This window comes from Myxococcus sp. CA005 (assembly GCF_006518205.1).
Taxonomy (GTDB): domain Bacteria; phylum Myxococcota; class Myxococcia; order Myxococcales; family Myxococcaceae; genus Myxococcus; species Myxococcus xanthus.
The window spans coordinates 1-24727 of sequence record NZ_SRLV01000037.1 but is presented as its reverse complement, the minus strand read 5'-3'; the positions used below and the strand labels follow the sequence as shown (position 1 = coordinate 24727).

Sequence of the window (24727 nt, the reverse complement as noted above, 5' to 3'; positions counted from 1 at the left end):
AACCTGAGGACTCCAAACAGGGGCCCGCATCTGGAGAGGACTCAACATGTCGGACACACGCTCACCTCAGGTCCTTCCGACCCGTAAGCACACGCAACACCTGGAACGGTTCTCGGAGGCGGACATCCCGACCGAGCGCGGCTCGCTGCGGACCATCGTGTTCCGGGACAAGCGCAACGGGCGGGAGCATGTCGCGCTCGTGGTGGGACAGGTTTCAGGACACGAGGGTGTGCCGGTGCGCATCCACTCCGAGTGCCTCACGAGCGAGGTCTTCGGCAGCCTGAAGTGCGACTGCCGCGAGCAACTGGACCGCTCGCTCGACTTCATCACCCAGGCGGGACAGGGCGTCGTGCTTTACCTGCGGCAGGAGGGGCGCGGCATCGGCCTGGGGAACAAGATCAAGGCCTACGCCCTGCAGTCCAAGGGCCTGGACACCTACGAAGCCAACCGGCAGCTGGGTTTCGCGGACGACCTGCGCACCTACGACATCGCGGCGGAGATGCTGCGGAGCCTGGATGTGCGCTCGGTGGACCTGATGACCAACAACCCGCTGAAGATCGCGGGCATGGTCGAAGAAGGCATTCCCGTCCGGCGTCGAATCCCTTCCCGGACCGAGCACAATCCGCATAACGTCGACTACCTGAGGACGAAGCGCGAGCGTACGGGGCACCTGATTGAGCTCTTCGCCGAGGACGACGACACGGAAGCCAAGACAGGCTGAGAAGCCCCTCACGAGGCGACGGAACACCGTCGCGCGCAACCAGGTCCGCGTGCCCTTCGAGGTGCGCTTCTGGGGTGTGCGCGGCTCCATTCCTTCACCGGGCGCGCACACGAAGCGCTACGGCGGAAACACGCCCTGCGTGGAGGTCCGCTGCGGGGACGAGCTGCTCATCTTCGACCTGGGCACCGGCGCGCGCGCGCTGGGGCATGCGCTGGTGGCGAAGAAGAAGCCGGTGAAGGGCTCCATCTTCATCTCGCACTACCACTACGACCATCTGCAGGGCCTGCCCTTCTTCGGGCCCATGTACCTGCCCACGAGCGACCTGACTGTCTACGGCCCGGCGCGGCACGGGCAGTCGGTGAAGCAGCTCCTCAGCGGGCAGATGGTGCCGCCGTACTTCCCGGTGACGGCGGACGGCGTGTTCCGGGCGCAGCTCACGTACACGGACCTGGCCGCCACGCAGACGCTGAAGCTGGGCCCGGCGACGGTTCACACCATTGAGCTGAACCACCCGGGCGGCAACATGGGCTACCGCGTCGAGTGCCAGGGCCGCTCGGTGGTGTACGCCACCGACCTGGAGCATGGCAGCGACATGGACGCGGCCTTCTACGCGTTCGCCCAGGACGCGGACGTCCTCATCTACGACGCCATGTACACCGAGGACGAGTACCACGGCCGCACCGGGCCGGCTCGCACCGGCTGGGGCCACTCCACCTGGCAGGCCGCCGTACACGCGGCGGACGAGGCTGGGGTGAAGAAGCTGGTGCTCTTCCACCACGACCCGTCACGAGATGACGCGGGAATGGACCGGCTGCTGCGTCAGGTGCGCAAGCACCGCCCCGACGCCATCGCCGCTCGCGAGTCCCTGGTCATCAAGCTGTAGCGCGCTTCACCGTCTCCCGCAGGCCCTGGAAGGGCAGCCGCTCCAGGGCCGTGGGGACGTCCACCCACTCGAAGGCGTCGTGCTCCGCGCCCAGGCGCACGTCCGCGTCCGGCGGCACGTGGACGGCGAAGCCGTTCTCCTCCACGAGTTGCGGTGGCAGCGCCTCTCCCAGGGCGAAGGCGTGGCGGTAGTCCAGGTCCACCAGCGGCACGCGGAGGCCTGTCTCCTCCTCCAGTTCCCGCGCCGCGGCCTGCGCTGGCGACTCACCCGCTTCGAGCCTCCCGGTGAGGACCTGCCAGAAACCGCCCCGCTCCGGGCGACGGCGCACGAGCAGCACCCGTGCTTCGGGACCACGGCCCTTCACCACCGCGATGCTCACCGTCCGCATCGGCGGCGGCGCATCCACGCGCTCGCTGTCGAACACGGTGCAGAAGCTGTTGGCGATGGCCTCTTCCACCTCCGCCATGGGGAGCGCGCGGCCCAACTCCCGCTGCATGGACGTGACACCTGCTTCTCGGATGCCACACGGGACGATGAGCTGGAAGTGGTCCAGGTTCGTGTTCACGTTGAGCGCGAAGCCGTGCGTGGTGAGCCAACGCGACAGGTGCACGCCAATGGCGGCGATCTTCCGCGCGTCCGGAGCACCTTCCGCGCCAATCCAGACGCCGGGCCACTTGGGGATGGGGCCCGCGGTGATGCCCCACTGGGCCAGCACCTGCATGACGGAGCGCTCCACGTCGCGCACGTAACGGCGCACGTCGCGTCGGTCCTCCGGCAGCAGGAAGATGGGGTAGCCCACCAGTTGGCCGGGGCCATGGTAGGTGACGTCGCCGCCACGGTTGGTCTCGAAGACCTCCGCGCCCTCCTTCGCCAACTGCGCGTCGCTGGCGACGATGTTCTCACGCTTCGCGGCACGGCCCAGGGTGAGGATGGGCGGGTGCTCCAAGAGGAGCAGCACATCGCCGGAGAGCCCCTGGCGGCGCGACTCGCTGAAGAGGTGCATCAGCGCGAGCCCGTCCTCGTACTCCACTCGGCCCAGGCGGTAGACGGTGATGGTGTTCATGACGTTCGCTTCTTTCGAGCCTTCCGCGTGGGCGAGGGCTTCACGGTGGGCGCCAGGCTCCACGTTCCCGTGGGTACCCGGTTGAGGAGGGCATGCAGCTCATGGCCGGCGCGCGGCGAGCGGCTGGCCTCCTGGGCCAGCGCCATGAGCACTTCTTCGGAGACGGAGACCGCGGGCTCTCGCGAGGCCAGGCGCTGGCGGGCAATCTCCACGAATTCAGACGGTGTGGGCACCTGGAGCGACAGGAGCACCTGCACGTGCTCCAGAATGTCCGTGGGCACGGTTCCGCGCACGGCCTGAGTCAGCGCGGCGGTGGTGGACACGGAAACACTGTATGCGTCTCCGCGCAGGCTCAGGCCCCGAGCCTCCGTGCGCATGCCCCTCGCGCTCAGCAGGACGACGGGGCGGCTGTCCCGGGCCAGGAAGGCCTGCAGGGCCGCGTGTGACGTCGCGTCCAGGCGGTCCACATCCTCCACCAGCAGCGTGCGCGAGGAAGCCGTCAGGTCCAGGTCCGCGACGGGGGTGATGACGCCCACGGCCTCTCGCTGGAGCTGCTGGAACCAGACGCTCTTGCCACTGCCTTCGGGCCCGATGACCAAGAGGGTCCGCGCGTGGGCCTCGAGCGACTGCGTCAGCAGCGCCTGCGTCACGCCCTGCCCCACGAGCCCCAAGGCAGGTGTCACGGGCCGTTCCGGCCGCGACACCGTGGGCGGAGGCACCAAAGTGACGTCGCCCAGCAGCGATTGCGACTCGAACAGGCAGTTCTTGCAGATGAACGCGCCCGCAGGCCCCGCGACCAGGCCCCCCGTGTCCGTACGCGGACGGCAACAGAAGGAGCACCATGCGTCGAGCGCGGCATCCGCACGCGTAGGGCCGCGCTCGACGAGCCGAGCCTCTCTGCGACGCCGAGGCTGGGCATCCGTGAGGATGTCCTCTCCTGCGGGTGCTTCCTCTGCCTCACCCGCCATTCGAGATGACGCAAGCTGCGTCGTGGGCTCCTCGACGCCCAGAAGTTCCTGCTCGCCCACGCCATCACCCGGTATGGACGCAACGCCGCCCCGCACGTCCACAGTCGCATCCGGTGGCGACGAGGAATCTTCCGCCCCTGCGACCACCCCCGCGATGCGCGCAATCTGCGCTTCGAGCCGCTGCAGATCTTCCGCGACCTCCGTCTCGATGACCCAGGCCTGGGCGGCGTCGCGCGGCGCGTCGTCACCGGCGTGCAGGGCCGCCTCGCGCAGCGCATCCTCGATGAGCCGCTGCCGGTGGACGACGTCCGGCAACACCTCCGACTCCAGGGAATGCACCACCCCGGACGCAGGCAATGCCTCTTCGTCGTCAGCGTCTGCCCCAGACCGCGTGAGCGAAGGCTCCGGCATCCACTCCAGCCGGTTCACCGCATCCGCGATGTCCGCGCGGCTGCCGTCCAACCGCTGCGCATGGCGAAGCAACTGCAACGCGCGGGACGGATTACCTGCCTGTCGGCACAGCTCCGCCGCTTTCTGCAGGCACTCCACCGCACGGGCCACGTCTCCCTGTGTCTCGGCGGACTGCGCGGCGCGGATCAGCTCGCGAGGGTTCTCGGCCATACGGGGAGAGCCTAACCGGCTCGGGGCACCCGCGCGCGGCCCTCGAACGCGGGCCCCAGCATCAGGCGCTTCCCGGCCCGGCTCCAGGGCCACCACGCCCCTCACGTCAGGGGCGTGGACCTGCCACGGCGCTCACCTCACGCCATGGCCAGGAACAGCAGGTCCGGCTTCTCCAGGTACTTGATGATTTCGTACGTGAAATCCGCCGCCACCGAGCCGTCGATGACGCGGTGGTCGCACGACAGCGACAGGTTCATCATGTCGCGCACGACGACCTGGTCCCCCACCACCGCCGGGCGCTTCTTCAGGCGGTGCACGCCCAGGATGCCCACTTCAGGGTGGTTGATGATGGGCGTGGCGAACAGGCCGCCGCTCTGCCCCAGCGAGCTGATGGTGAAGGTGCCGCCCGTCAGCTCCTCCATCTTCAGCTTGCGGTCACGCGCGGCGGCGCCCAGGCGGGCCGTCTCACGCGCCAGCTCGGCCAGCGTCAGCCGGTCCGCGCTCTTCACCACCGCCACGGTGAGGCCGTCCGGCGTCGCCGCCGCCATGCCGATGTTGAACTCGCCGCGGACCACCAGCTCCTGCGACGCCTCGTCGAAGTTCGCGTTCAGGTGCGGGAACTTCTTCAGCGCCGCCACCGTCGCCTTGATGATGAACGGCAGGTAGTTGAGCTTGATGTTCTCACCGGCCGCCGCCAACTGCGCGTTCAGCCGCGCGCGCAGGGCCACCAGCTCCGTGGCGTCCACTTCCTCGACAAAGGCGAAGTGCGGCGCCGTGAACTTCGACCGCACCATCTTCTCCGCGATCTTCTTGCGCAGGCCCCGAAGCGGAACGCGCTCGTCCGCCGCGCCCGAGCTGACGGCAGGAGCCGCGGGACGCGCCTTCTGCTCGGCCGGAGCCGCGACGACGTTCTTCTCGCCACCCTCCAGCGCCGCCACCACATCCGCCTTCGTCACGCGGCCCTGTGGCCCCGTGCCGGCAATCGACGCCAGGTCCAGCCCGTGCTCGCGCGCCATCCGCCGCGTCACCGGCGTGGCCAGCACCTTGGACGCCGAGGCAGGCGCACCACCGACATGGCCACCCGCCACGGGCGCCGCCGCTGGCGCGCTGGCCTCGGAATGACCACCGGCCTGCGCCGGCGCAGCGCCCTCCACCTCCAGGGTGACGAGGAGCTGGTGCACCTTCGCCATGTCGCCTTCATTGCCATGCGTCTTCACGACACGGCCCGCCTTGGGAGCGGGAACGGTGACGGTGGCCTTGTCCGTCATCACCTCGGCGAGCACCTGGTCTTCCTTGACGGAATCCCCTGCCTTCACGTGCCACTTCACCAGCTCACCCTCCATCACGCCTTCACCAAGGTCGGGGAGCTTGAATTCGAAGATCGCCATGGGGTCGTCTTTCCGGGAAGCAGGGGTGTTGGGTCAAGCCATGAATCGGAGCGTCAAAGCTCAGCCGAGCCGCTCGAGCCGCTCGCGCTCCATCAGGCCCTTCATGAAGAACTCAGCGGCCCGGTAGCTGGACCGCACCAGCGGACCGGAGGCCACGTAGAGGAAGCCGTAGGACTCGGCCAGCGTCTTGTACGCCTCGAACTGCGCGGGCGTCACGAAGCGCTCCACGCGCAGGTGGTACTGCGACGGCTGCAGGTACTGGCCCAGCGTCAGCACGTCCACGCCCACGTCGCGCAGGTCCTTGAACGTCTGCTCCAGCTCCGCGTCCGTCTCCCCCAGGCCCACCATGACGGACGTCTTGGTGTACAGGCCCTCGGGGCGGTTCTTGAGGTACTCCAGCACGCGCAGGGACTGGTGGTACTTCGCGCGCCGGTCACGGACCGTCGGCGTGAGGCGCTCCACCGTCTCCACGTTGTGCGCCACCACGTGGGGCTTGGCCTCCGCCACGGTGGTCAGGTCCTTCTCCACGCCCTTGAAGTCCGGGATGAGCACTTCGACGATGGTGCGCGGGCTCTCCCGGCGCAGCTCGCGGATGGCGGAAGCGAAGTGGCTGGCGCCGCCGTCCGGCCGGTCATCCCGGTTCACGGACGTGACGACGATGTACTCCAGGTCCATCTCCTTCACCGCCTGGGCCAGATGGATGGGCTCCATCGGATCCAGCGGAGGAGGCGCGCCGACCTTCACGTGGCAGAAGCGGCACGCGCGCGTGCACACCTCGCCCATCAGCATCACCGTGGCGGTGCCACCGCCCCAGCACTCGGCGATGTTCGGGCAGCGGGCCTCTTCGCACACCGTGGCCAGCTTGGTGCGCTTCACGATGGCTTTGACCCGCTCGTAACCTTCTCCGTGCGGGAGCCGCACCTTCAGCCACTCCGGCTTGCGGGTGGTCTCAGTCACCTGGGGCAGAGGGAACCGGTCGGGAGTCGCCATGGATCGCGGGCCTTCTATGGGTTGGACGGAGGACGTTCAAGCGGAAGCCACTGACGCGAGGCGTCAGCATCCACCAGTCGTCCGCCAGTTGTCGCCTCTCTACTAATGCCCCCGGTTCCTGGGGACAGGCCCGGAGCATCTGCGAGGGCGGCTAGGCAGGGGACCGTCACCTCGCGCGGCCGCGGGGGCCGGAAATACGAGGGGCCGTCCACGGCACACCGGGACGGCCCCTGGGACTGCGAGCGAGGCGCCGCCGCCTAGAAGTGGCGCGGGTGGCCCAGCGTGGCCTCGGCACCCTCGTGCACGATTTCCGAGAGCGTCGGGTGCGCGTGGATGGTGTTGGCCAGCTCCTCGGTGGTGATCTCCAGCTTCAGCGCGACACACGCCTCGGCCAGCAGCTCCGTCGCGTGCGGCCCGATGAGGTGCACGCCGAGGACCTCGTCGTACTTCCGGTCCGACACGATCTTGATCATGCCGGTGGCCTCGTTGGAGATGGAGGCCTTCGTCACGGCGCCCATCGGAGCGATGCCCACCTTCACATCGTAGCCGCGCTCCTTGGCCTTCTTCTCCGTCAGGCCCACCGAGGCGACCTCGGGGTAGCAGTACGTGGCAGACGGCGTCAGGTCGTAGTTGATGGGCTGCGGGTTCTTCCCGGCGATGTGCTCCACCGCCACCACGCACTCCGCGCTGGCCATGTGCGCGAGCATCGGCGTGGGGATGATGTCGCCCACGGCGTAGACGTTCGGCTCGGAGGTGCGCAGCATCGAGTCGACCTTGATGTAGCCGCGCTCGGCCTGGATGTTCGTCTTGTCCAGACCCACGTCCTCGGTGACGGGCGAGCGGCCCACCGCCGACAGGAGGATTTCCGCCTCCAGCGTCTTGGTCTCGTTGCCCACCTTCATGGTGACGCGCACGCCGTCCGCCGTGTGCTCCACCTTCTCCACCGCGGAGCCGGTGTGCACGTCGATGCCGCGACGCTTGAAGATCTTCTCCAGCTCCTTGGAGATGTCCGCGTCCTCGATGGGGAGCAGCGCGGGCATGTACTCCACGATGGAGGTCTTGCTGCCCACGTGGTTGAACACGGAGGCGAACTCACAGCCCACCGCGCCGGCGCCCAGCACGATGATGCTCTTGGGGACGCGGTCGATCTGCAGGATGGAGTCGCTGTTCAGCACCCGCTTGTGGTCCACGGGGACGTTGGGCAGGGACTTGGGCACCGAGCCCGTGGCGAGGATGATGTTCTTCGCCTCCAGGACCTGCTTGGAGCCGTCCGCGGCGGTGACCTCCACCTTGCCCTTGCCGGCGATGCGGCCGTGGCCCTTCACCACCGTCACCTTGTTCTTCTTCATCAAGAAGTCGATGCCGTTGGCACCCTTGGTGACAATCTTGTCCTTGTGCTTCATCGCGTTGGGCCAGTTGATGGCCGGGCTGCTCACGTCAACGCCGAAGTCAGCCGCTTCGCGGACATGGTGGAACAGCTCCGCGGTCCACAGCAGGGACTTGGTCGGGATGCAGCCGCGGTGGAGGCAGGTGCCGCCCAGCCGCTTGTCCTTCTCGATGATGGCCGTCTTCAGGCCCAGCTGACCCGCGCGAATGGCGCCCACGTAGCCGCCGGGGCCCGAACCGATGATCACCACGTCGAACGTCTCAGCCACGCACGCCTCCGTAATTATTGCGGATGGAACCCGGGTGGGCTGATAACCCCCGGTCCCGGTTGGAATCAAGGAGTTTGCTCGTGCGCCGTTTCCCGCTCCGAACCCTCCTCTTGATGTTCGTAGCACTCATCGCCTTCGGGCGCCTGTGGTGTGTGACGCACCAGGAGGAAGCGCCCAGTCCACGGCCCGGGCGCATGGCCCAGGCGGGTAACGCCCCGGCCGGGGCCCCCGACCCCTCCTCCGCCCCCGAGTGCCGGACGCTGGAACGGGCCCTCGAAAGCGCCCTCCGCACGCCCCAGGACACCCGGGTCCTGGACGAAGCGCGCCAGCAGCTCGACGCATGCCGTCAGCCGCCCGTTCGCGCCTGCGCGCTGGGCGTGGCCCTGGACGCCCGGTCGCCCTTATCCGAGGGAGAAGCCACACCGCTGCGTGGCCTGCTGGCCAGCCTGTGTGAGCACTGCCCGCCGGCCGCCAATTCGTGCGCCCGGGCCGTGGGGCAGGCCCTGCTGAATGCCGCGGTGGGGCCGAATGCCGATGTCGCGAGCGCGAAATGGAACCTGGAGCATGCGGGGCCAGGCCTGGGTGGGGCTTGTGCCTCGCTCGTCCAGTTGGGGCTCGCACCCGCAGCCCAGTCAGACCTCACCGTACGACCCCCGGTGCTCGCACTCGCCGGGGAGCTGGCGCCTCACTGCTCGCAGGCAGGCTTCCTAGATGACGCGCTGCTGCGCGCCGCCGCTGTGAACCTCGTGGCGCCCACGCCCGCGCTCGTCGCCCTGGCCGCGGTGCCCATTCCTCCCGAGACGAGCGCCATGAAGCCGGACCGGATTGAAGGCACCGAGCCCAGCTTCCAGGCGTTCGACCGGGACGAGGACACCGGGGTTCCGGTCGGCAAGGCGCTCAAGACCAAGCGATGGGAGGCGGACGGCGCGCTGCGCGCGAGCTACGCGCCCACGCTGAAGCAGCTCGTATCGGTGAGGATCCGCGCCACGGGCCCGGGAACGGTGCGCGCCATCGTCCGGACGCAGCAGGGCGTGGGCTTGAAGGACCCGGAGAAGGACTTCGCCTTCGTCAACCCCACCGTGTGCCGTTTCACCGGCACGGGTCAGTGGGAGCAGTGCCCGCTCCAGGTGCCGCTGCGCGACGTGGACGCCGTGAGCGTCTTCCCCGAGCGCGCGGACACCGAACTGAAGGAGCTGGAGGTCCACGGCGCCCGCTGAAGGCGCCGCCGACCGACGTCAGGCGACGAGGCCGCGCTCCTTGGCCAGTGTGAAGAGTGGCGCGGCGTCCTTCTTCAGCACCGCGCTCACGTCCTTGACGATGGAGTCACCCGACTTCGCGACCGACAGGAAGTTGTCGAAGGTGCGCGTGAGGATGAGCACGCCGGAGATGATGACGCGCTGAAGGTTGTGCTGCAGGTCCGTGCCTTCATAGATGAGCCACGCCTGCTCCACGCAGGTGCGGCGGGCATCCATGAGGAACTGGTTGAGGACGGTGCGCTCGTTCGCGTCGGGCACCTTCGACTTCGAGCTCACCGACCCCACGTAGATGAGGTTCGTGTTGAGCCGCGCCGCAGCTTCCTGCATCTGCGCCAGCACCAGCGTCACGTCCTCCTTGGTCGGAGGATTCTCCCAGCGGGAGAAGATGACTCGGTCGATGATCTCCGCTTTGTAGGTAGGGCCGTTCACGATGCCTCCGGTGAGGCGAGCGCCTGACCGGCACCCGCCCGGCTTGCCACGCTGCCGTGCGGTCGGATCTGTAGCAGGAACACTCCATTCGTTGAAGTGCACGACACCTGAACCGGCATTCATTTGGCCCGGCAACACAGTCCTGTCCTGCAGCGGAAACGGACAAATCCACTTGGACCGACACGGACACTCAGGGAAAACACGTATACGCCCGCGTCATCTCCAGGATTCACCGGTTCCTGTCGTACAGCGGACATGCGCGGCGGATCAGCGCGAAGCGCGCCTGGCGAGGACTGCCTTCACGTCGTCGAGCGAGAGGCCCAGGGGCCGGACCGCGACGAGCACGTGGTAGAGCACGTCCGCCGCTTCCTCCGCGGCGCGTGACGGGTCCACGTCCGCGCACGCCGTCACCAACTCCGCGGCCTCCTCGCCCAGCTTCTTCAAGCGCAGGTTGCGGTCCTCCAGCAGGCGGCGTGTGTAGCTGGGAGGCGCATCATCGGGCCGCTCCGCTGGTGCGGCGCGCCGAGCGAGCGTGTCATCCAGCGCGCTCAGTGCATCCCAACGGCCCGGGCCGAAGCAGGTCTTCGTCCCCAGGTGACACGCAGGGCCCGCCTTCGCCACGCGCGCGAGCACCGCGTCACCGTCACAGTCGGCGCGGAGCGCCACCACGCGCTGGACGTTTCCACTGGTGGCGCCCTTGTGCCACGGGCCGCGCGTGCGCGACCGGTAGTGCATCTCCCCCGTGGCCAGCGTGCGCTCCAGGGCTTCCCGGTCGGCATGCGCCACCATCAACACGTCACCGGTGCTCGCGTCCTGCGTGACGACCGTCACCAGTCCGTTGCCCTTCGCGAAGTCGAGCGCGTCCAGGTCGAGCATCAGCGTGTCTCCACGGCGCCGAGCCGCTCCCGCACCACGCGCGCCATGGCCGCGTTGGTGGCGATTCCATTTCCGCCGAACGCGGTCCGCCGCCCCGTCCAGTCGGTGAACACACCGCCGGCCTCCTCGATGATGGGCTGCAAGGCCGCTCCATCCCAGGGGGACAGCAGCTCATCCACCATGACCTCCGCGCGCCCGGTGGCGACCAACAGGTAGCCGTAGCAATCCCCCCAGGTGCGGTCCACGGCCGCATCCCGCGCGAGCGAGCGCCAGGCGGCCCCGCGCTCCGGGTACACCGGGAAGCGCTCATCCGTGGACAGCACCACGGCCTGGGACAGCTCCGCCTGCGTGGACACCGCCGCGCGCTGGTCGTTCCAGAAGCAGCCCCGCCCCGGCGCGGCCACCAGCAACTCACTCACCGCGGGGAAGTACGCGGCCCCCACGAGGATGCGCTCGCCCTCCGCCAGCGCCACCAACGTGCCCCACAGTGGGACACCGCGGATGAACGTCTTCGTCCCGTCAATGGGATCCAGAATCCACCGGCGCTTCGCGCCCGGACGTGTCTCGCCGAACTCCTCGCCCAGGATGCCGTCCTGGGGGAAGCGCGCTTCCAGCCACTCGCGCGCACGGGACTCCGCCGTGCGGTCCGCCACCGTCACCGGAGAGCCGTCCGACTTCGTGTCCACCGCGATGCCACCGCGGAAGAACCCCAACGCCGCGTCACCCGCTATCCGCGCCACCTCGGCGGCGGCCTGCATCAGATTACCCGAGTCCGTCATGTCAGGCTCCGAATGTGAAGGCCGCTCTCGCGGAGCAGCGCCTTGATGGCGCCCACGGTAGTGACGCCGTCGTGAAGGATGCCCGCGACCAATGCCGCATCAGCGCCTCCCTCCTGGAATGCAGCCCGGACGTGCGCCGCGCTGCCCGCGCCGCCCGAGGCGATGACGGGCACGTCGACCGCTTCCGACACGGCCCGCGTCAACGCCAGGTCATAGCCCGTCCGCGCGCCATCCCGGTCGATGCTGGTGAGGAGCACTTCCCCTGCCCCGCGAGCCACACACTCACGCGCCCAGGCCACCGCGTCCAGGTCCGTGGGCTTCCTGCCGCCATGGGTGTAGACGCGCCAGCGGTCGCCGTCTCTCTTCGCGTCGATGCTGGCCACCACGCACTGCGCACCGAAGCGCTCCGCGCACGCGGTGAGCAGCGCCGGGTTGGCCACCGCCGCGGAGTTGATGCTCACCTTGTCCGCGCCCGCACGCAGCGCCCGGCCCACGTCATCGACCGTGCGCACCCCGCCGCCGACAGCCAGGGGAATGAAGAGCTGCTCGGCGGTGCGCCGCACCAGCTCCCACAAGGTGTCCCGCTCCTCGGCGCTGGCGGAGATGTCGAGGAACGTCAGCTCATCCGCCCCCTCCGCTTCGTAGCGCCGGGCCAATTCCACCGGGTCACCCACGTCGCGAAGTCCCTCGAACTGGACGCCCTTCACCACGCGTCCGCCCTTCACGTCCAGACAGACGACGAGCCGCCGCGTGAGCATCACTTCACCTCCAGGGACACGGAGCCCTTCATGCTGAACACCGAGCCGGAGTCCACCATGGCATCCCGCAGCGCCAGCCCCAGCGCCTTGAAGGACGCCTCTGTCGCGTGGTGGCTGTCCTTTCCGCGCAGCACCCGCAGGTGCAACGTCACCCGGGCGTGCTCGCTGAACGAGCGCATCCAGTGCTCGTAGAGCCGGTTCTTCAACGGGCCCTGGTAATAAAAGCGCCCCCCTGCATCCAGACAGGCCTGCACCAGCGCGTCGTCCATGGGAATGGTGCGCTCGGCGAAACGCGCGGCCGTGGCTGGAATCACCTGCTGCACCGCCGTGCCCAGCGTGATGGCCACGTCCTCCATCACATGGTGCGTGAGGTCCCCCCGCGCATGCAGCGAGAGGTCCAGCCCCGCGTAGCGCGCGAAGGTGGCCAGCATGTGGTCGAAGAACTTCAACCCCGTGTCCACGTTCGTGACGCCCTTGCCCGGCGCCAGCTCCACCCGGACCTGCGTCTCCTTCGTCTCCCGAATGACAGTGGTCATCCCGCGAACTCCCGAGCGACTGCGCTCGCATCCAGCCTTCCGGTGTACAGCGCCATGCCAATGACGGCCCCGTATGCGCCCGCCGCCGCGAGGGCCCGCAGGTCCTCCATCGTCGTCACGCCACCCGACGCGTACAGACGGTGCCGGCTGGTGCTCGCCACCTCCCGCATCAACGGCAGGTCCACTCCCGACAACTGGCCCTCCTTGTGGACCGCCGTCACGAGCAGGCCCCCCAGCGGCAAGGGCTCGAAGGCCGCCAGCACCTCCCGGATGTCCCGATGGCTTCCCGCCGTCCAGCCTCGCGTCACCACCTCTCGCCCCTTCACGTCCGCGGCCACCACCACCCGGCCGGGGAAGCGGTTGGCGATGTCCGCCAGCCAGCCGGCGTCTTCGATGGCGCGAGTTCCCACCACCACGAACTCGGCTCCGCCTGACAGGACGGTCTCCACCCGGTCGGAATCGCGCACGCCGCCGCCCACGGAGAAGGTGAGCCCTCGCTCGTAGGCGGTCAGTTGGAAGATGGCGTCCGCGTTGGAGCCCTTGCCCAGCGCCGCGTCCAGGTCCACGACATGGAACGCGCGGAAGCCGTGACGGCGCCACTGCTTCAATGCCTCCAGCGGTTCCTCCACCCGGACCTTCTCCGCCGCGTACGAGCCGCCCACGAGTTGGACACACGCGCCCTCGCGCAGATCGATGGCTGGAATCGCAATCACGGCGCCACCTCCCGCAGGAAGGCCTGCACGAAGCGCACGCCCGCCGTGGAGGACTTCTCCGGGTGGAACTGCACACCCACCACCCTTCCCCTGCGCACCGCCGCCGGGAAGCGGTCCGCCTCGTGCGTCGTCCACCCCGTCACCACCGAAGCATCCGCGGCGCGGCAGACGAAGCTGTGCGCGTAGTACACGGTGTCCAGCCGCGCACCCGCCAGCGTGCGTTCGTCCTCAACCTGGTTCCAGCCAATCTCGGGCACTCGCTTCGCCGCCAGCCGTTTCACCCGGCCCGCGAAGTAACCGAGGCCGGCGCCCTCGCCTTCGTCACTGCCTTCGAAGAGCAACTGCATGCCCAGGCAGATGCCCAGGCACGGCAGGCCCTGCTCCAGTGCCGCGCGCATGGCTTCGCGCCCCGGCTCGAGCCGCGCCACCGCCGCACCGAATGCGCCCACCCCCGGCAGCACCAGCACGTCGGTGTCCAGCGCACGCAAGGGGTCCTCCTGGACGCGCACCTCAGCGCCCGGCACCGTGGCCAGCGCCTTGGCCAGCGAGTGGAGGTTTCCCGCGCCGTAGTCGAACAAGGTGACTCTCATCGCAGCGCCTCCCGCAGCGCCGCCAGCGCCGCCTCCATCAAGGGCCAGGGCCCCACACCGATTCGGAGCGCGTCGCCCACGCCCGTCAGCGCCTGGAACGCCCGCACATTCACGTCCCGCTCTCGCATCCGCTCCGCGACCGCCAACGCGCCCGGCAGCGGCACCATCAGGAAGTTGGCTTCCGATGGCAGAGGCGTCAGACCCAACGACACCAACTCGCCGCGCAGCCGCTCGCGACAGGCGACGGCTTCCTCCGCACGGGCTCGCACCCAGTCCGCGTCACCCTTCAGCACCGAGACGGCCACGGCCTCCGCGACACTGGTGAGCTTGTAGGGTCCGCGAGCCTTCTCGAGCTCCGCCACCAGTTCGGGCGCTCCGACGCCCCACCCGACTCTCAGCCCCGCCAGCCCGAAGGCCTTGGAGAAGGTGCGCGTCACCAGGACATTCGACCGCCGTCGCGCCAGGTCGAGGAAGTCCTTCCCCGGCGCGAAGTCCGCATAGGCCTCATCGATGATGACGATGCCAGGTGCGTCCTCGACAACACGCTCCACCGCCGCCCGCGACAGCGCGGTGCCTGTGGGGTTGTTGGGCGAGCACAGGAAGATGACCTTCGCCCCCGTGCCGAGCAGTGCGTCCGCATCCACATCGAAGTCCGGCTTCAACGGCACCGGCACGCCCTCGAGTCCGTTCACCTTGGCGAACAACGGCACCATGACGAAGGTCGGGTCCTGATAGGCCAGCGTGTCCCCGGGCTCCAAGAAGGCGCGCAGCGCCGAGTCGATGACATCATCCGAGCCACAGCCCGTCGTTATCTCGTCGGGCGCCGCTCCAATGGACGCAGCCAGCGCCCGGCGCAGGTCCGGGGCATAACCCCGCGGATAACGCGGTACGCGGGACACGGTGGTGGCAAGAACCCGCTCCACGGAGGGCGGAACGCCAAAGAGGTTGGTGTTGTCACTCAGGTCCACCCGGCACGGCCGCGTCGAAGGCGCGTACAGCGGAATGTCCCGATACGAAGCCCGCCTGGGAATCATGGCCGCCCCCAGGCGCGCGCGGCGTCCGCGTGCGCGAAGAGACCTTCACTGTCGGCCAGCCGCCCCACGTCCTCCGCAAGAGACGCCGCCGCCGTGGGCGCGACGCGCTGGTAGGTGGTCCACCGGTAGAAGTCGAGCAGGTTGAGTCCCGAGTACGCCCGCGCCAACCCCGCCGTGGGCAACACGTGGTTGGAGCCGGTCATGTAATCGCCGTAGGCCACCGACGAGCGCTCACCCAGGAAGACGGTGCCCGCGTTGCGCACCTGCCCCAGGTCCTCCCGCGGCGACGCGGTGGCGATGAGCAGATGCTCCGGAGCAAAGTCCGCCACGAAGGGCCAGGCTTCCTCCAGGGACGCCACCGTCAGCACCGCGCCGCGAGAGCCCAGGGCCGACGTGACGATCTCCCACCGCTTCGCGCGCTCGGCCTGCCGCTCCACCTCCGCGGCGATGGCGTCCGCCAGCGCGTCCCCCAGCGCCAGCGTGACACAAGCCGCCTCTGGGTCATGCTCCGCCTGAGCCAGCATCTCCCGCGCCACCGCGGCAGGGTTCGCCGTGTCGTCGGCCACGACCAGGATTTCACTGGGGCCCGCGGGTGCTTCAATCGCCACCGCGCCCACCACCTGCAGCTTGGCCTCGGCCACATAGGCATTGCCCGGCCCCACGATGCGGTCCACGCGCGGCACGCTTTCCGTGCCATGGGCCATGGCCGCCACCGCGCCAGCGCCGCCCAGCGAGAAGACTCGGTCCGCGCCCGCCAGAGATGCCGCCGCCAGCACGCTGGGGTGTGGCAATCCATCGGGCCCCGGCGGCGAGCACACGATGACCTCGCCCACGCCCGCTACCTTCGCGGGCACCACCCCCATCAGTACGCTGCTGGGGTACACCGCGCGGCCTCCCGGTGCATACACCCCCACGCGGCCCAGCGGATCCGGCCGCCGGCCCACGAGCACACCGGGCTCGGTTTCGACCTCCACCCATTGCGGCTTCTGCGGCGCGTGCGCCAGGGCGATGTTGCGGGCCGCTCGGGCCAGCGCGTCCCTGACCGATGGCTCCAATCCGGCGAGCGCCGCGGCACAGACCTCTCGCGGAACCTCCAGCGCCGTCAGCTCCACGCGGTCGAACTGCCGCGCGAGTTCGAAGAGCGCCTGGTCCCCTTCCGCTCGCACGCGGGCGATGATCTCCCGCACGCGCAGCGCGACGCGGGCATCGGATCCAGTCGCGCGGTCCAGCAGACGCCGGACGTCCTCCCGAGCAAGAGCGGACAGAGGACCGCGGTACCTCAGGGTCGACGAAGCAAGGAAGGCCGTCATGCCATCAACCTTTCAATGCGGGTGACGAGGATGCCCTCGCAGCCCAGTGCCTTCAGCGCGTTGATGGTGCGGTAGATGGTCTTCGCCGGCACCACCGCGTGCACGGCCACGAAGTCACCACCGTCCAGCACGTCCACCACGGTGGGACCATTGAGGCCCGGGAGGACTTCGCGCACCCGGATGAGCGAATCCTTCGGCACGTTGGCCATCAGGTAGCGCTTGTCGCGCGCCGCCAACACCGAGCCCAGCGCCTGCTTCAGCTCGTCCAGCTTCTGCTGGGTGTCCACCGGATTGCCCTTGCACGCCACCAGCCGCGCGCTGGACTCCAGCACCGTGCCGACCTCGCGCAGGCCATTCATCTTCAGCGTGGAGCCGGTGGACGTCAGGTCCACGACGATGTCCGCGATGCCCAGATGGGGCGCAATCTCCGCCGCGCCCGATACTGGTACCACCGCCACCCGCTGCCCGCGCCTGGCGAAGAACTCCTGCGTCAGCCGGGGGAAGCAGGACGCGACCCGCATGCCCTCCTTCACGTCTTCCGGCGAGGCGAAGCCGCCCTCCTCCCGCGCCGCCACCACCAGGCGACACCTGCCGAACTCCAGGTCCATCAGCAGGTCCAGCTCACGTCCGGACTCACACACCAGGTCCCAACCGGTGACACCCGCATGCGCGGCGCCGTCCGCCACGAACTCCGGGATGTCCTGGGCGCGGACGAAGATGGCCTCGAACTCTCCGCCCAATGACGCGGTGAGCGCGCGCTCACCCCGGGCCCGCACCTCCAGGCCCGCGTCATTGAACAACTCCCGTACTTCGTCCGAGAGGCGGCCTTTGTTGGGCAGAGCAATCTTCAGCAGCATGGGGGACCTTCGAGACTGCGAGGAGACAACGGCCCGAAAACGAAAAAAGGCCCGTCCTGGGGGGACGGGCCTTCGGTCGCTGCGGCAGGTGCCGAGGTGGGTGCGTCTAGCGTCTCACCCAGGCATGCGCATGGCGAACGGTCCCGTCGGGGCCGAGCCGATGATGCGCATGGTGATGGTGAAGGGACGCGGAGAGCATCGCAGCATGAGTAACGACAAAGCGCCCCGCCGTCAACCGGGCCCGGGGAGCGCCCGCGCAACGCTTGCAAACACCCGCGCGTGCGAGCAGGAAGCGCCCATGCAAGTCGCGGACGTCATCATCGTGGGTGGGGGCATCATGGGCTGCGGCATCGCGCTGCGGCTGCGGCAGGCCGGAGTGCGCGTCGTCGTGCTGGAGCGCTCCATTCCAGGTGCGGAGGCCTCCAGCGCGGCGGCGGGAATGCTCGCGCCCCAGATGGAGTCCGACGGTCCGGGCGCCTTCCTGGAATTGTGCCTGCGCAGCCGCGGCCTCTATCCCGCCTTCGCCGCCGAGCTGCGCGAGCTTTCCGGCGTGGACGTGGCCTACCGGCCCTGCGGCATCCTCAAGGTCGCCTTCAACGAGGCCAGCCTGCACCACCTGGACGCCACGGTGGCGTGGCAGCGTGGCATGGGCCTCCGGGCCGAATTGCTCGACGGCGCCGCGGCCCGCGCCCTGGAGCCTCGCCTTTCCGCGAAGGCCGTGGGCGCCGCGCACTTCCCGGATGACCATCAGTTGGACAACCGGCTCCTGGTGCGAGCCCTGACGATGGCCGCCGCCCGGCTGGGCGCGGAGTTCCGCAGCGGCTACGTGCGCGGCGTGGTGCAGGAGGGTGGCCGCGCGGTGGGCGTGGACCTGGACGGCGAGCTGCTGCGCGCCGACGCGGTGGTGCTGGCCGCGGGCTCCTGGTCCGCCCTGGTCCACGGCGCCGGCGTGGAGGCACGGGCGGTGCGGCCCGCGCGCGGGCAGATGGTTCAATTCCAGACACGCCTGCCCCTGCTGGACCGCATCGTCACGTCCGAGAAGGGCTACCTGGTCCCGCGCGCGGACGGCCGCGTCATCGCTGGCAGCACCATGGAGCTGGTGGGCTTCGACAAGCAGGTGACCGCGGCGGGGCTGGCGCGCATCCTCGACATGGCCCTGGAGCTGTGCCCGGAGTTGGGCTCGGCGCCCGTCACGGAGACGTGGGCGGGCTTCCGGCCGTGGACCGAGGACAAGCGGCCCTACCTGGGTGAAGGCCCCGTGCCCGGGCTCTTCCTGGCCACGGGCCACTTCCGAAACGGCATCCTCCTGGCCCCCATCACCGCGAAGCTCGTCGCGCAGGCCGTACTGGGTGAGCGTCCCGCCGTGGACCTGGCCCCCTTCCGGTACGATCGCTCGCCCGCCCAACCCCGCACCTGACGCAACCCGACGTCAAGGGTGGGAGCCGTTCCCCTGCCTCCTCGGACGCGGGGGGCACGAGCGAGCGGGCGGTCCCGCCGCCTGATTCAGAGGGGCGGACAGGACGCGGAGCATGCCTGTCCCACCCACCGCCAGGGGTCGTCCCCTCGCCAGGCCCCTCAATCGATCAGCCGTGAACCCTGATCCGATGGTAAATTCCCGTACGCGTTGGCCAATGAATCCCGGAAACCTCTAGAATCGCTCGCTGTGGAAGCCATCCCCCCTGCCCCACCCCGAATCCTCATCGTCGATGATGACGACTCCGTACGAGACGTCATCTCTGTCCTGCTACGTGAGGAAGGCTACAACTGTGTCGTCGCCAACGGGGCCGAGATGGCCCTGGACCTGGCGGGCGAGGAGGAGACGCCGCTCGTCATCAGTGACATGAAGATGCCGGGCAAGGACGGCCTCTGGCTCCTGGAGAACCTCCGCGAGCGGCTCCCCGACACCTCCGTCATCATGCTCACGGGCTACGGTGACACCGAATCGGCAGTGGACTGCCTGCGCCGCGGCGCGGTGGACTACCTGCTCAAGCCACCCAAGCTCACGGACCTCATCCGGGCCATCGAGCGGGCGCTGGCCAAGCGCCGCATCGAGATGGCCCGCAAGCGCTACCAGAAGAAGCTGGAGCGCAAGGTCCGGGACAGGACGGCCGAGCTGCGCAGCGCCCTGCGCGACATCGCCAACACGTACCAGAACACGCTGCTGGCCCTGGTGGCCGCCCTGGACGCGCGCGAGCACGAGACGAGCGACCACTCCCAGCGCGTGGTCAGCTACACGTCCGCCATCGCGCAGCGCATGGGCATCCAGGGCAAGGAGCTGGAGGAGATCGGACGCGGCGCGCTGCTGCACGACATCGGGAAGATTGGCGTGCCGGACGCGGTGCTGCTCAAGCCGGGCAAGCTCACCCCGGACGAGTGGCTGGAGATGCGCAAGCACCCGGACATCGGCTTCCAGATGATCCAGGCCATTCCGTTCCTGGACACGCCTGCCTCCATCGTCCTTTCGCACCAGGAGCGCTGGGACGGCGCCGGCTATCCGCGCAACCTCCAGCGGCACGAAATCCACATCGGCGCGCGCATCTTCGCCGTGGCGGACACGCTGGACGCGATGACGAGCGACCGGCCCTACCGCAAGGGCACGACGTTCACCAACGCCATCCAGGAGATCAAACGCTGCGCCAACACGCAGTTCGATCCGGAGGTCGTGCGGGCGTTCCTCGACATTGGCGAGGAGGGGCTGATCCGCATCAAGCAGGAGATGGCGACGAAGAAGCTCCAGCTCCCGCAGGCCGAGCAGGACGCCCATGACGCCGAGGCGGAGCTGGCCCGGCTCACGGATCTGGACGACGACGTGGACGCCGCCGTGCCTGGGCACTCCGCCAGTGACGAGGACGAGCCCAAGTCCGCCGTCGTTCGTTCGGTGGCTGGCAACAAGGGGTGAGCCTGGCTGGAAGAGATGACCGCACGGGGGGCGGCTGTTATGAGGACAGGTCCGCCGTGACGACACCTGCCCTCCAGCCCCCGCCTTCCGCGTTGGCTCCGCCCCTGCTGGACGCGCAGGGGCGGCGGATGACGTACCTGAGGCTGAGCATCACCGACCGGTGCAACTTCCGGTGCAGCTACTGCTCGCCCGCTTCGTGGGGTGGCAAGCGGGACCTGCTGGGCCCCGAGGAGTTGGAGCGAATCACCTCCGTCTTCGCCCGCATGGGAATCCGCCGCGTGCGGCTCACCGGCGGCGAGCCGTTGATCCGCCCGGACATCCTCGACATCGCCCGGCGCATCGCCGCGGTGCCCGGCATCCAGCACCTGGCCATCACCAGCAATGCCAGCCACCTGGAGCGGCTCGCCCGCCCCCTGCGCGAGGCGGGCGTCACCCAGCTCAACCTGAGCCTGGACACCCTCCTGGCGGAGACGTTCCGCCGCATCTCCAAACAGGGGGATTTCGACGCGGTGCTGCGAGGCGTGGACGCGGCGGCGGGCGCCGGCTACGCGTCTCTCAAGCTCAACGTCGTCGTCATGCGGGGCGTGAACGACGAGGAAGCCTCCGCCCTGATCGCCTATGCGCACGCGCGCGGCTTCACGCCCCGCTTCATCGAGCTGATGCCCTTCGGTCAGGGCACGCCGGTGCCCACCGCGGAGCTGGTAGAGCGGCTCCAGGCGTCAGGACTGCCGCTGGAACCCGAGCCTGATGACACGGGCGACGCCGCCGGACCGGCGCGCTACTGGCGTGCGCCCGGAGGCCGCGTGGGCTTCATCTCCCCGCTCACACAGAACTTCTGCGGCACCTGCAACCGCGTGCGCGTGGCGTCCAATGGCGACTTGCGCAGCTGCCTCGGCGGCCGGGCGCAGGCGCCGCTGCACCAGCTCATCCGCGGCGGCGCCAGCGACGTGGAGCTGGCCGTGGCCATCCGCCGGGCGCTGGGCGACAAGCCAGAAGGGCACCGCTTCACCGAGCCCGGCAACGGCGCCACGTTGCTGTCCATGATGGGCATCGGCGGTTGAAAACACGACGGGCGGGCCCGCGCCTTCGCGCCTGGCCCGCCCGAGTGTTCCAGGACCGTTTCCGCCGGCCCCGCGTGGCGCGCTACTTCACCAGTCGAATGTTGACCGGGTACTTGTAGAGCTGACCCTCGTTCGCCTTCAGGCCCGCGATGATGGCGAAGACGATGGCGACGATGCCGACGATGGGCAGCAGGACGGCGCCAATGCCGATGCAAACCGTGATGGCGCTGACGAAGGCCGCGATGAACACCGTGATCTGGAAGTTCAGCGACTCCACGGCGTGGGCGCGGACGAAGGAGGACTCCTTGCCCTTCGTCAGCATCAGCACCAGCGGCACGGCGAAGCCCAGGCCCACGAAGTTGGCCAGGATGGTGCCCATGTGAGCGAGCAGCCCCATCGTCTTCTCATCCTGGGTCGGCATCGGCGTGCCACTGATGAACGAACCCATTTGCTCCTGCGGCGGAGTCTCCATTGAAAATCCCCTCCAAAGATGTCTCGGGCGCGTGCACCGCACCCAGCGGGGTCCACCATGACACGCACCCGCTCTGATTGTCACGTCCAGGACAGGTGATCTGAAGGGGCACCCGCCTAGCGGTACAACTGGCTCCCAGCCTTCTTGAATTCCGCGCTCTTCTCATCGAGCGCGGACTGAAGCGCGGTGTCGTCGCTCACGCCCTGCTTCGCCGCGAAGTCACGCACCTCTTGCGTGATCTTCATGGAGCAGAACTGCGGACCGCACATGGAGCAGAAGTGCGCCACCTTCGCGCCTTCCGCCGGAAGCGTCTCGTCGTGGAAGGCGCGGGCGCGCTCGGGGTCCAGCGACAGGTTGAACTGGTCCTCCCAACGGAACTCGAAGCGGGCCTTGGACAGCGCGTTGTCCCGGGCCTGGGCCCCTGGATGCCCCTTGGCCAGGTCCGCGGCGTGGGCGGCAATCTTGTACGTGATGACGCCTTCCTTCACGTCGTCCCGATCCGGCAGGCCCAGGTGCTCCTTGGGCGTCACGTAGCAGAGCATCGCCGTGCCGAACCAGCCGATCATCGCCGCGCCGATGCCGCTGGTGAAGTGGTCGTAGCCCGGCGCGATGTCCGTGGTGAGAGGCCCCAGCGTGTAGAACGGCGCCTCGCCGCACACGGCCAGCTGCTTCGTCATGTTCTCCTGGATGAGGTGCATGGGCACGTGGCCCGGGCCTTCAATCATCACCTGCACGTCGTGCTTCCAGGCAATCTGGGTGAGCTCGCCCAGCGTCTCCAGCTCACCGAACTGCGCCGCGTCGTTGGCATCCGCGATGGAGCCCGGCCGCAGCCCGTCTCCCAGGCTGAAGCTGACGTCGTACGCCTTCATGATTTCGCAGATTTCCTCGAAGTGCGTGTAGAGGAAGTTCTCCCGGTGGTGGGCGAGGCACCACTTGGCCATGATGGAGCCGCCACGGCTGACGATGCCGGTCAGGCGCTTCGCCGTCCACGGCACGTAGCGCAGCAGCACGCCCGCGTGGATGGTGAAGTAATCCACGCCCTGCTCGCACTGCTCGATGAGCGTGTCGCGGTACAGCTCCCAGGTGAGGTCCTCCGCCTTGCCGCCCACCTTCTCCAGCGCCTGGTAGATGGGCACGGTGCCGATGGGCACCGGCGCGTTGCGGAGGATCCACTCGCGCGTCTCGTGGATGTTTCGGCCGGTGGACAGGTCCATCACCGTGTCCGCGCCCCAGCGGATGGACCACACCATCTTCTCCACCTCTTCCTCGATGGAAGACGTGACGGCCGAGTTGCCGATGTTGGCGTTGATCTTCACCAGGAAGTTGCGGCCGATGATCATCGGCTCCAGCTCCGGGTGGTTGATGTTGGCCGGGATGATGGCGCGGCCCCGCGCGATTTCGTCGCGCACGAACTCGGGCGTAATCACCCGCGGAATCGCCGCGCCCCACGACTGGCCCGGGTGCTGGGCCGCGAGCGACGCCTCCACCTGGAGATTCTCCCGCAGCGCCACGTACTCCATCTCCGGGGTGATGATGCCCTTGCGCGCGTAGTGCAACTGCGTGACGTTGGCGCCGGACTTCGCCACGCGCGGCGAGCGGCGGTGGGCGAAGCGCAGGCCCGCCAGACGCGGGTCCGCTTCACGGGCGCGGCCGTATTCGGAGCTCACGCCGGACAGCGCTTCGGTGTCATTGCGGCCCAGGATCCAGGACTCGCGCAGCGCGGGCAGCCCCTGCCGCAGGTCGAGCTCCGCGGCCGGATCCGTATACGGCCCGCTGGAGTCGTAGACGTGCACCGGCGGGTTGGCCGTCTCCTTCGCGTCCGGGCCGTGGCCGAGGCGCGTGGGCGTCTGGCTGATTTCGCGCAGGGGCACGCGCAGGTCCGGGTGCAGCACGCCGGGCACGTACACCTTGCGCGAGGCTGGCAGCGGGCCCCGGCTGATTCCCTCCAGCACCTTCCCGTCGACCTTCAGGCTTCTGGACGCTCCGCTCATCACGCATCTCCTCTTGAGAGGGCGGACGGGCAGGCGGTCGGGGGGCAGCAAGCCTCCCGGGCCGCTTCCCTCCGCCGGTACGAACCGGTTCAGGTTCCAAGGGTTGGCCGGGACCACGGCCGTCTCAGTCCCTTCCGGGACACCCCTAGCGACGGGGTGAGCATGTAGCGCACAGCGCGGCCGGCTTCAACCCGGCCGCGGGCGCAAGCGCTTGTCGACCGCGCAATGCCTGCGGAGCGACGGGCCTCCGCGCAAAGCTTGCGTGCCCCAAGGCAGGGAAACACCGTTCCCTGGGGCAGACCTGTTGGCCCCAGAGATGCAACGATGAAGGGACTATCGTCGTCTTCCAACTGCCAGGAGTACCGCCATGCAGATTGTCGGAGAGCTGATGACCCGTGACGTCGTCACGCTCAAGGAAACGCAGAACCTGGCCAAGGCGGATGAGCTGCTCCGGCTGCACCGCATTCGTCACCTGCCGGTGGTGCGGCAAGAGAAGCTGGTGGGCCTCATCACCCACCGCGACCTGCTGCGCGCCGCCGCAACCCACGCCACGGACCCGGCCGCGCAGCCGCTCTGGGCCGCGGACATCATGACGCGCGACGTGCAGACGGTGCGCCCGGACACGCCGCTGCGCCGGGCGGTGACGCTGATGCTCGAGCACAAGTACGGCTGCCTGCCCGTGGTGGATGAGGGCGGCGTCCTCCAGGGCATCCTCACCGAGGCGGACCTGGTCCGCTACGCCCAGCACCTCATCGGCGAGCAGGACCGCCGGGAGCTCGCCGCCGAGTTCAATGCCTGACCCCGCCGCCAGCGCGTGAGGGGCGGGCCCGTGTCCCCTCTCCGCCTGGCGCGCGCTCCCCCACCCCATGTCCCCCAC

At 69.0% G+C, this 24727-nt stretch carries 24 protein-coding genes and 1 riboswitch; of the genes, 7 read left to right on the top strand and 17 right to left on the bottom strand.

The window, feature by feature from the left end; translation table 11 throughout:
- Nucleotides 1-46 precede the first annotated feature (46 nt).
- Together ribA and FMQ63_RS18030 are read left to right on the top strand one after the other, a co-directional pair.
- Nucleotides 47-721, top strand: coding sequence for a GTP cyclohydrolase II (ribA, locus tag FMQ63_RS18035; RefSeq protein WP_011554216.1), 675 nt, complete (start codon nucleotides 47-49; stop codon nucleotides 719-721).
- 49 nt (nucleotides 722-770) lie between these two features.
- Complete coding sequence (locus FMQ63_RS18030) at nucleotides 771-1604, top strand: MBL fold metallo-hydrolase (protein WP_011554217.1); 834 nt, start codon at nucleotides 771-773, stop codon at nucleotides 1602-1604.
- Here FMQ63_RS18030 and lipB read toward each other — a convergent pair.
- The 5 genes from lipB to lpdA form a co-directional block, all read right to left on the bottom strand.
- A complete protein-coding gene (gene lipB, locus FMQ63_RS18025; protein ID WP_011554218.1) occupies nucleotides 1594-2667 on the bottom strand; it encodes a lipoyl(octanoyl) transferase LipB in 1074 nt (357 codons plus the stop codon). The two genes, FMQ63_RS18030 and lipB, sit on opposite strands and share 11 nt — an antisense overlap.
- Nucleotides 2664-4256, bottom strand: a complete 1593-nt coding sequence (locus FMQ63_RS18020; RefSeq protein ID WP_225909316.1) for a ClpX C4-type zinc finger protein — start codon at nucleotides 4254-4256, stop codon at nucleotides 2664-2666. The genes lipB and FMQ63_RS18020 overlap by 4 nt, the downstream gene beginning before the upstream one ends.
- Nucleotides 4257-4393: 137 nt before the next feature.
- The gene (locus tag FMQ63_RS18015; RefSeq protein WP_011554220.1) at nucleotides 4394-5644 is read right to left on the bottom strand and encodes a dihydrolipoamide acetyltransferase family protein; all 1251 of its coding nucleotides are present in this window, start codon (nucleotides 5642-5644) and stop codon (nucleotides 4394-4396) included.
- 60 nt (nucleotides 5645-5704) lie between these two features.
- The gene (gene lipA / locus FMQ63_RS18010; protein WP_011554221.1) at nucleotides 5705-6634 is read right to left on the bottom strand and encodes a lipoyl synthase; all 930 of its coding nucleotides are present in this window, start codon (nucleotides 6632-6634) and stop codon (nucleotides 5705-5707) included.
- Nucleotides 6635-6891: 257 nt separating this feature from the next.
- Nucleotides 6892-8289, bottom strand: coding sequence for a dihydrolipoyl dehydrogenase (lpdA, locus tag FMQ63_RS18005; protein WP_011554222.1), 1398 nt, complete (start codon nucleotides 8287-8289; stop codon nucleotides 6892-6894).
- 113 nt (nucleotides 8290-8402) lie between these two features.
- On the opposite strand from lpdA, the gene FMQ63_RS18000 reads away from it, so the two are divergent.
- The gene (locus tag FMQ63_RS18000) at nucleotides 8403-9506 is read left to right on the top strand and encodes a hypothetical protein (RefSeq protein ID WP_043612029.1); all 1104 of its coding nucleotides are present in this window, start codon (nucleotides 8403-8405) and stop codon (nucleotides 9504-9506) included.
- Nucleotides 9507-9524: 18 nt separating this feature from the next.
- Here the strand turns inward: FMQ63_RS18000 and FMQ63_RS17995 are convergent, their stop codons facing one another.
- The 10 genes from FMQ63_RS17995 to hisG all read right to left on the bottom strand — a co-directional run bounded on the left by FMQ63_RS17995 (nucleotide 9525) and on the right by hisG (nucleotide 17427).
- Nucleotides 9525-9974 carry a hypothetical protein gene (locus tag FMQ63_RS17995; protein WP_011554224.1) on the bottom strand — a complete coding sequence of 150 codons (450 nt, stop codon included), beginning with the start codon at nucleotides 9972-9974 and terminating at the stop codon, nucleotides 9525-9527.
- Nucleotides 9975-10241: 267 nt separating this feature from the next.
- The gene (gene hisIE / locus FMQ63_RS17990) at nucleotides 10242-10850 is read right to left on the bottom strand and encodes a bifunctional phosphoribosyl-AMP cyclohydrolase/phosphoribosyl-ATP diphosphatase HisIE (RefSeq protein ID WP_011554225.1); all 609 of its coding nucleotides are present in this window, start codon (nucleotides 10848-10850) and stop codon (nucleotides 10242-10244) included.
- Complete coding sequence (hisN, locus tag FMQ63_RS17985; RefSeq protein WP_011554226.1) at nucleotides 10850-11629, bottom strand: histidinol-phosphatase; 780 nt, start codon at nucleotides 11627-11629, stop codon at nucleotides 10850-10852. Before hisN ends, hisIE begins: the two co-directional genes overlap by 1 nt.
- Nucleotides 11626-12390, bottom strand: coding sequence for an imidazole glycerol phosphate synthase subunit HisF (hisF, locus tag FMQ63_RS17980; protein WP_198512985.1), 765 nt, complete (start codon nucleotides 12388-12390; stop codon nucleotides 11626-11628). Before hisF ends, hisN begins: the two co-directional genes overlap by 4 nt.
- On the bottom strand, nucleotides 12387-12923 hold the full coding sequence (locus tag FMQ63_RS17975; RefSeq protein WP_011554228.1) for an imidazoleglycerol-phosphate dehydratase: 537 nt from the start codon (nucleotides 12921-12923) through the stop codon (nucleotides 12387-12389). The genes hisF and FMQ63_RS17975 overlap by 4 nt, the downstream gene beginning before the upstream one ends.
- A complete protein-coding gene (locus tag FMQ63_RS17970; protein WP_011554229.1) occupies nucleotides 12920-13636 on the bottom strand; it encodes a HisA/HisF-related TIM barrel protein in 717 nt (238 codons plus the stop codon). Before FMQ63_RS17970 ends, FMQ63_RS17975 begins: the two co-directional genes overlap by 4 nt.
- Complete coding sequence (gene hisH, locus FMQ63_RS17965) at nucleotides 13633-14226, bottom strand: imidazole glycerol phosphate synthase subunit HisH (protein WP_011554230.1); 594 nt, start codon at nucleotides 14224-14226, stop codon at nucleotides 13633-13635. Before hisH ends, FMQ63_RS17970 begins: the two co-directional genes overlap by 4 nt.
- Nucleotides 14223-15260, bottom strand: coding sequence for a histidinol-phosphate transaminase (locus tag FMQ63_RS17960; RefSeq protein ID WP_011554231.1), 1038 nt, complete (start codon nucleotides 15258-15260; stop codon nucleotides 14223-14225). Before FMQ63_RS17960 ends, hisH begins: the two co-directional genes overlap by 4 nt.
- Entirely contained in the window at nucleotides 15257-16570 is a 1314-nt protein-coding gene (gene hisD / locus FMQ63_RS17955; protein WP_011554232.1) for a histidinol dehydrogenase, read from the bottom strand. Before hisD ends, FMQ63_RS17960 begins: the two co-directional genes overlap by 4 nt.
- On the bottom strand, nucleotides 16567-17427 hold the full coding sequence (gene hisG, locus FMQ63_RS17950) for an ATP phosphoribosyltransferase (protein ID WP_011554233.1): 861 nt from the start codon (nucleotides 17425-17427) through the stop codon (nucleotides 16567-16569). The genes hisD and hisG overlap by 4 nt, the downstream gene beginning before the upstream one ends.
- A gap of 298 nt (nucleotides 17428-17725) precedes the next feature.
- Here hisG and thiO point away from each other — a divergent pair, with 298 nt between their 5' ends.
- The 3 genes from thiO to moaA all read left to right on the top strand — a co-directional run bounded on the left by thiO (nucleotide 17726) and on the right by moaA (nucleotide 21387).
- On the top strand, nucleotides 17726-18844 hold the full coding sequence (thiO, locus tag FMQ63_RS17945; protein WP_011554234.1) for a glycine oxidase ThiO: 1119 nt from the start codon (nucleotides 17726-17728) through the stop codon (nucleotides 18842-18844).
- 246 nt (nucleotides 18845-19090) lie between these two features.
- Nucleotides 19091-20326, top strand: a complete 1236-nt coding sequence (locus tag FMQ63_RS17940) for an HD-GYP domain-containing protein (protein WP_011554235.1) — start codon at nucleotides 19091-19093, stop codon at nucleotides 20324-20326.
- Between the two features lie 56 nt (nucleotides 20327-20382).
- Nucleotides 20383-21387 carry a GTP 3',8-cyclase MoaA gene (moaA, locus tag FMQ63_RS17935; RefSeq protein ID WP_011554236.1) on the top strand — a complete coding sequence of 335 codons (1005 nt, stop codon included), beginning with the start codon at nucleotides 20383-20385 and terminating at the stop codon, nucleotides 21385-21387.
- 82 nt (nucleotides 21388-21469) lie between these two features.
- On the opposite strand, the gene FMQ63_RS17930 is transcribed toward moaA, so the two are convergent.
- Nucleotides 21470-21859, bottom strand: coding sequence for a DUF4870 domain-containing protein (locus FMQ63_RS17930; RefSeq protein WP_020478852.1), 390 nt, complete (start codon nucleotides 21857-21859; stop codon nucleotides 21470-21472).
- Nucleotides 21860-21975: 116 nt separating this feature from the next.
- A complete protein-coding gene (gene thiC / locus FMQ63_RS17925; RefSeq protein ID WP_011554238.1) occupies nucleotides 21976-23850 on the bottom strand; it encodes a phosphomethylpyrimidine synthase ThiC in 1875 nt (624 codons plus the stop codon).
- 49 nt (nucleotides 23851-23899) lie between these two features.
- Nucleotides 23900-24007: riboswitch (TPP riboswitch) on the bottom strand.
- A 210-nt stretch (nucleotides 24008-24217) separates the two neighbouring features.
- On the opposite strand from thiC, the gene FMQ63_RS17920 reads away from it, so the two are divergent.
- Nucleotides 24218-24649 (top strand): CBS domain-containing protein, encoded by a 432-nt coding sequence (locus tag FMQ63_RS17920; protein ID WP_011554239.1) that lies wholly within the window; start codon nucleotides 24218-24220, stop codon nucleotides 24647-24649.
- The last annotated feature ends 78 nt before the right edge of the window (nucleotides 24650-24727 follow it).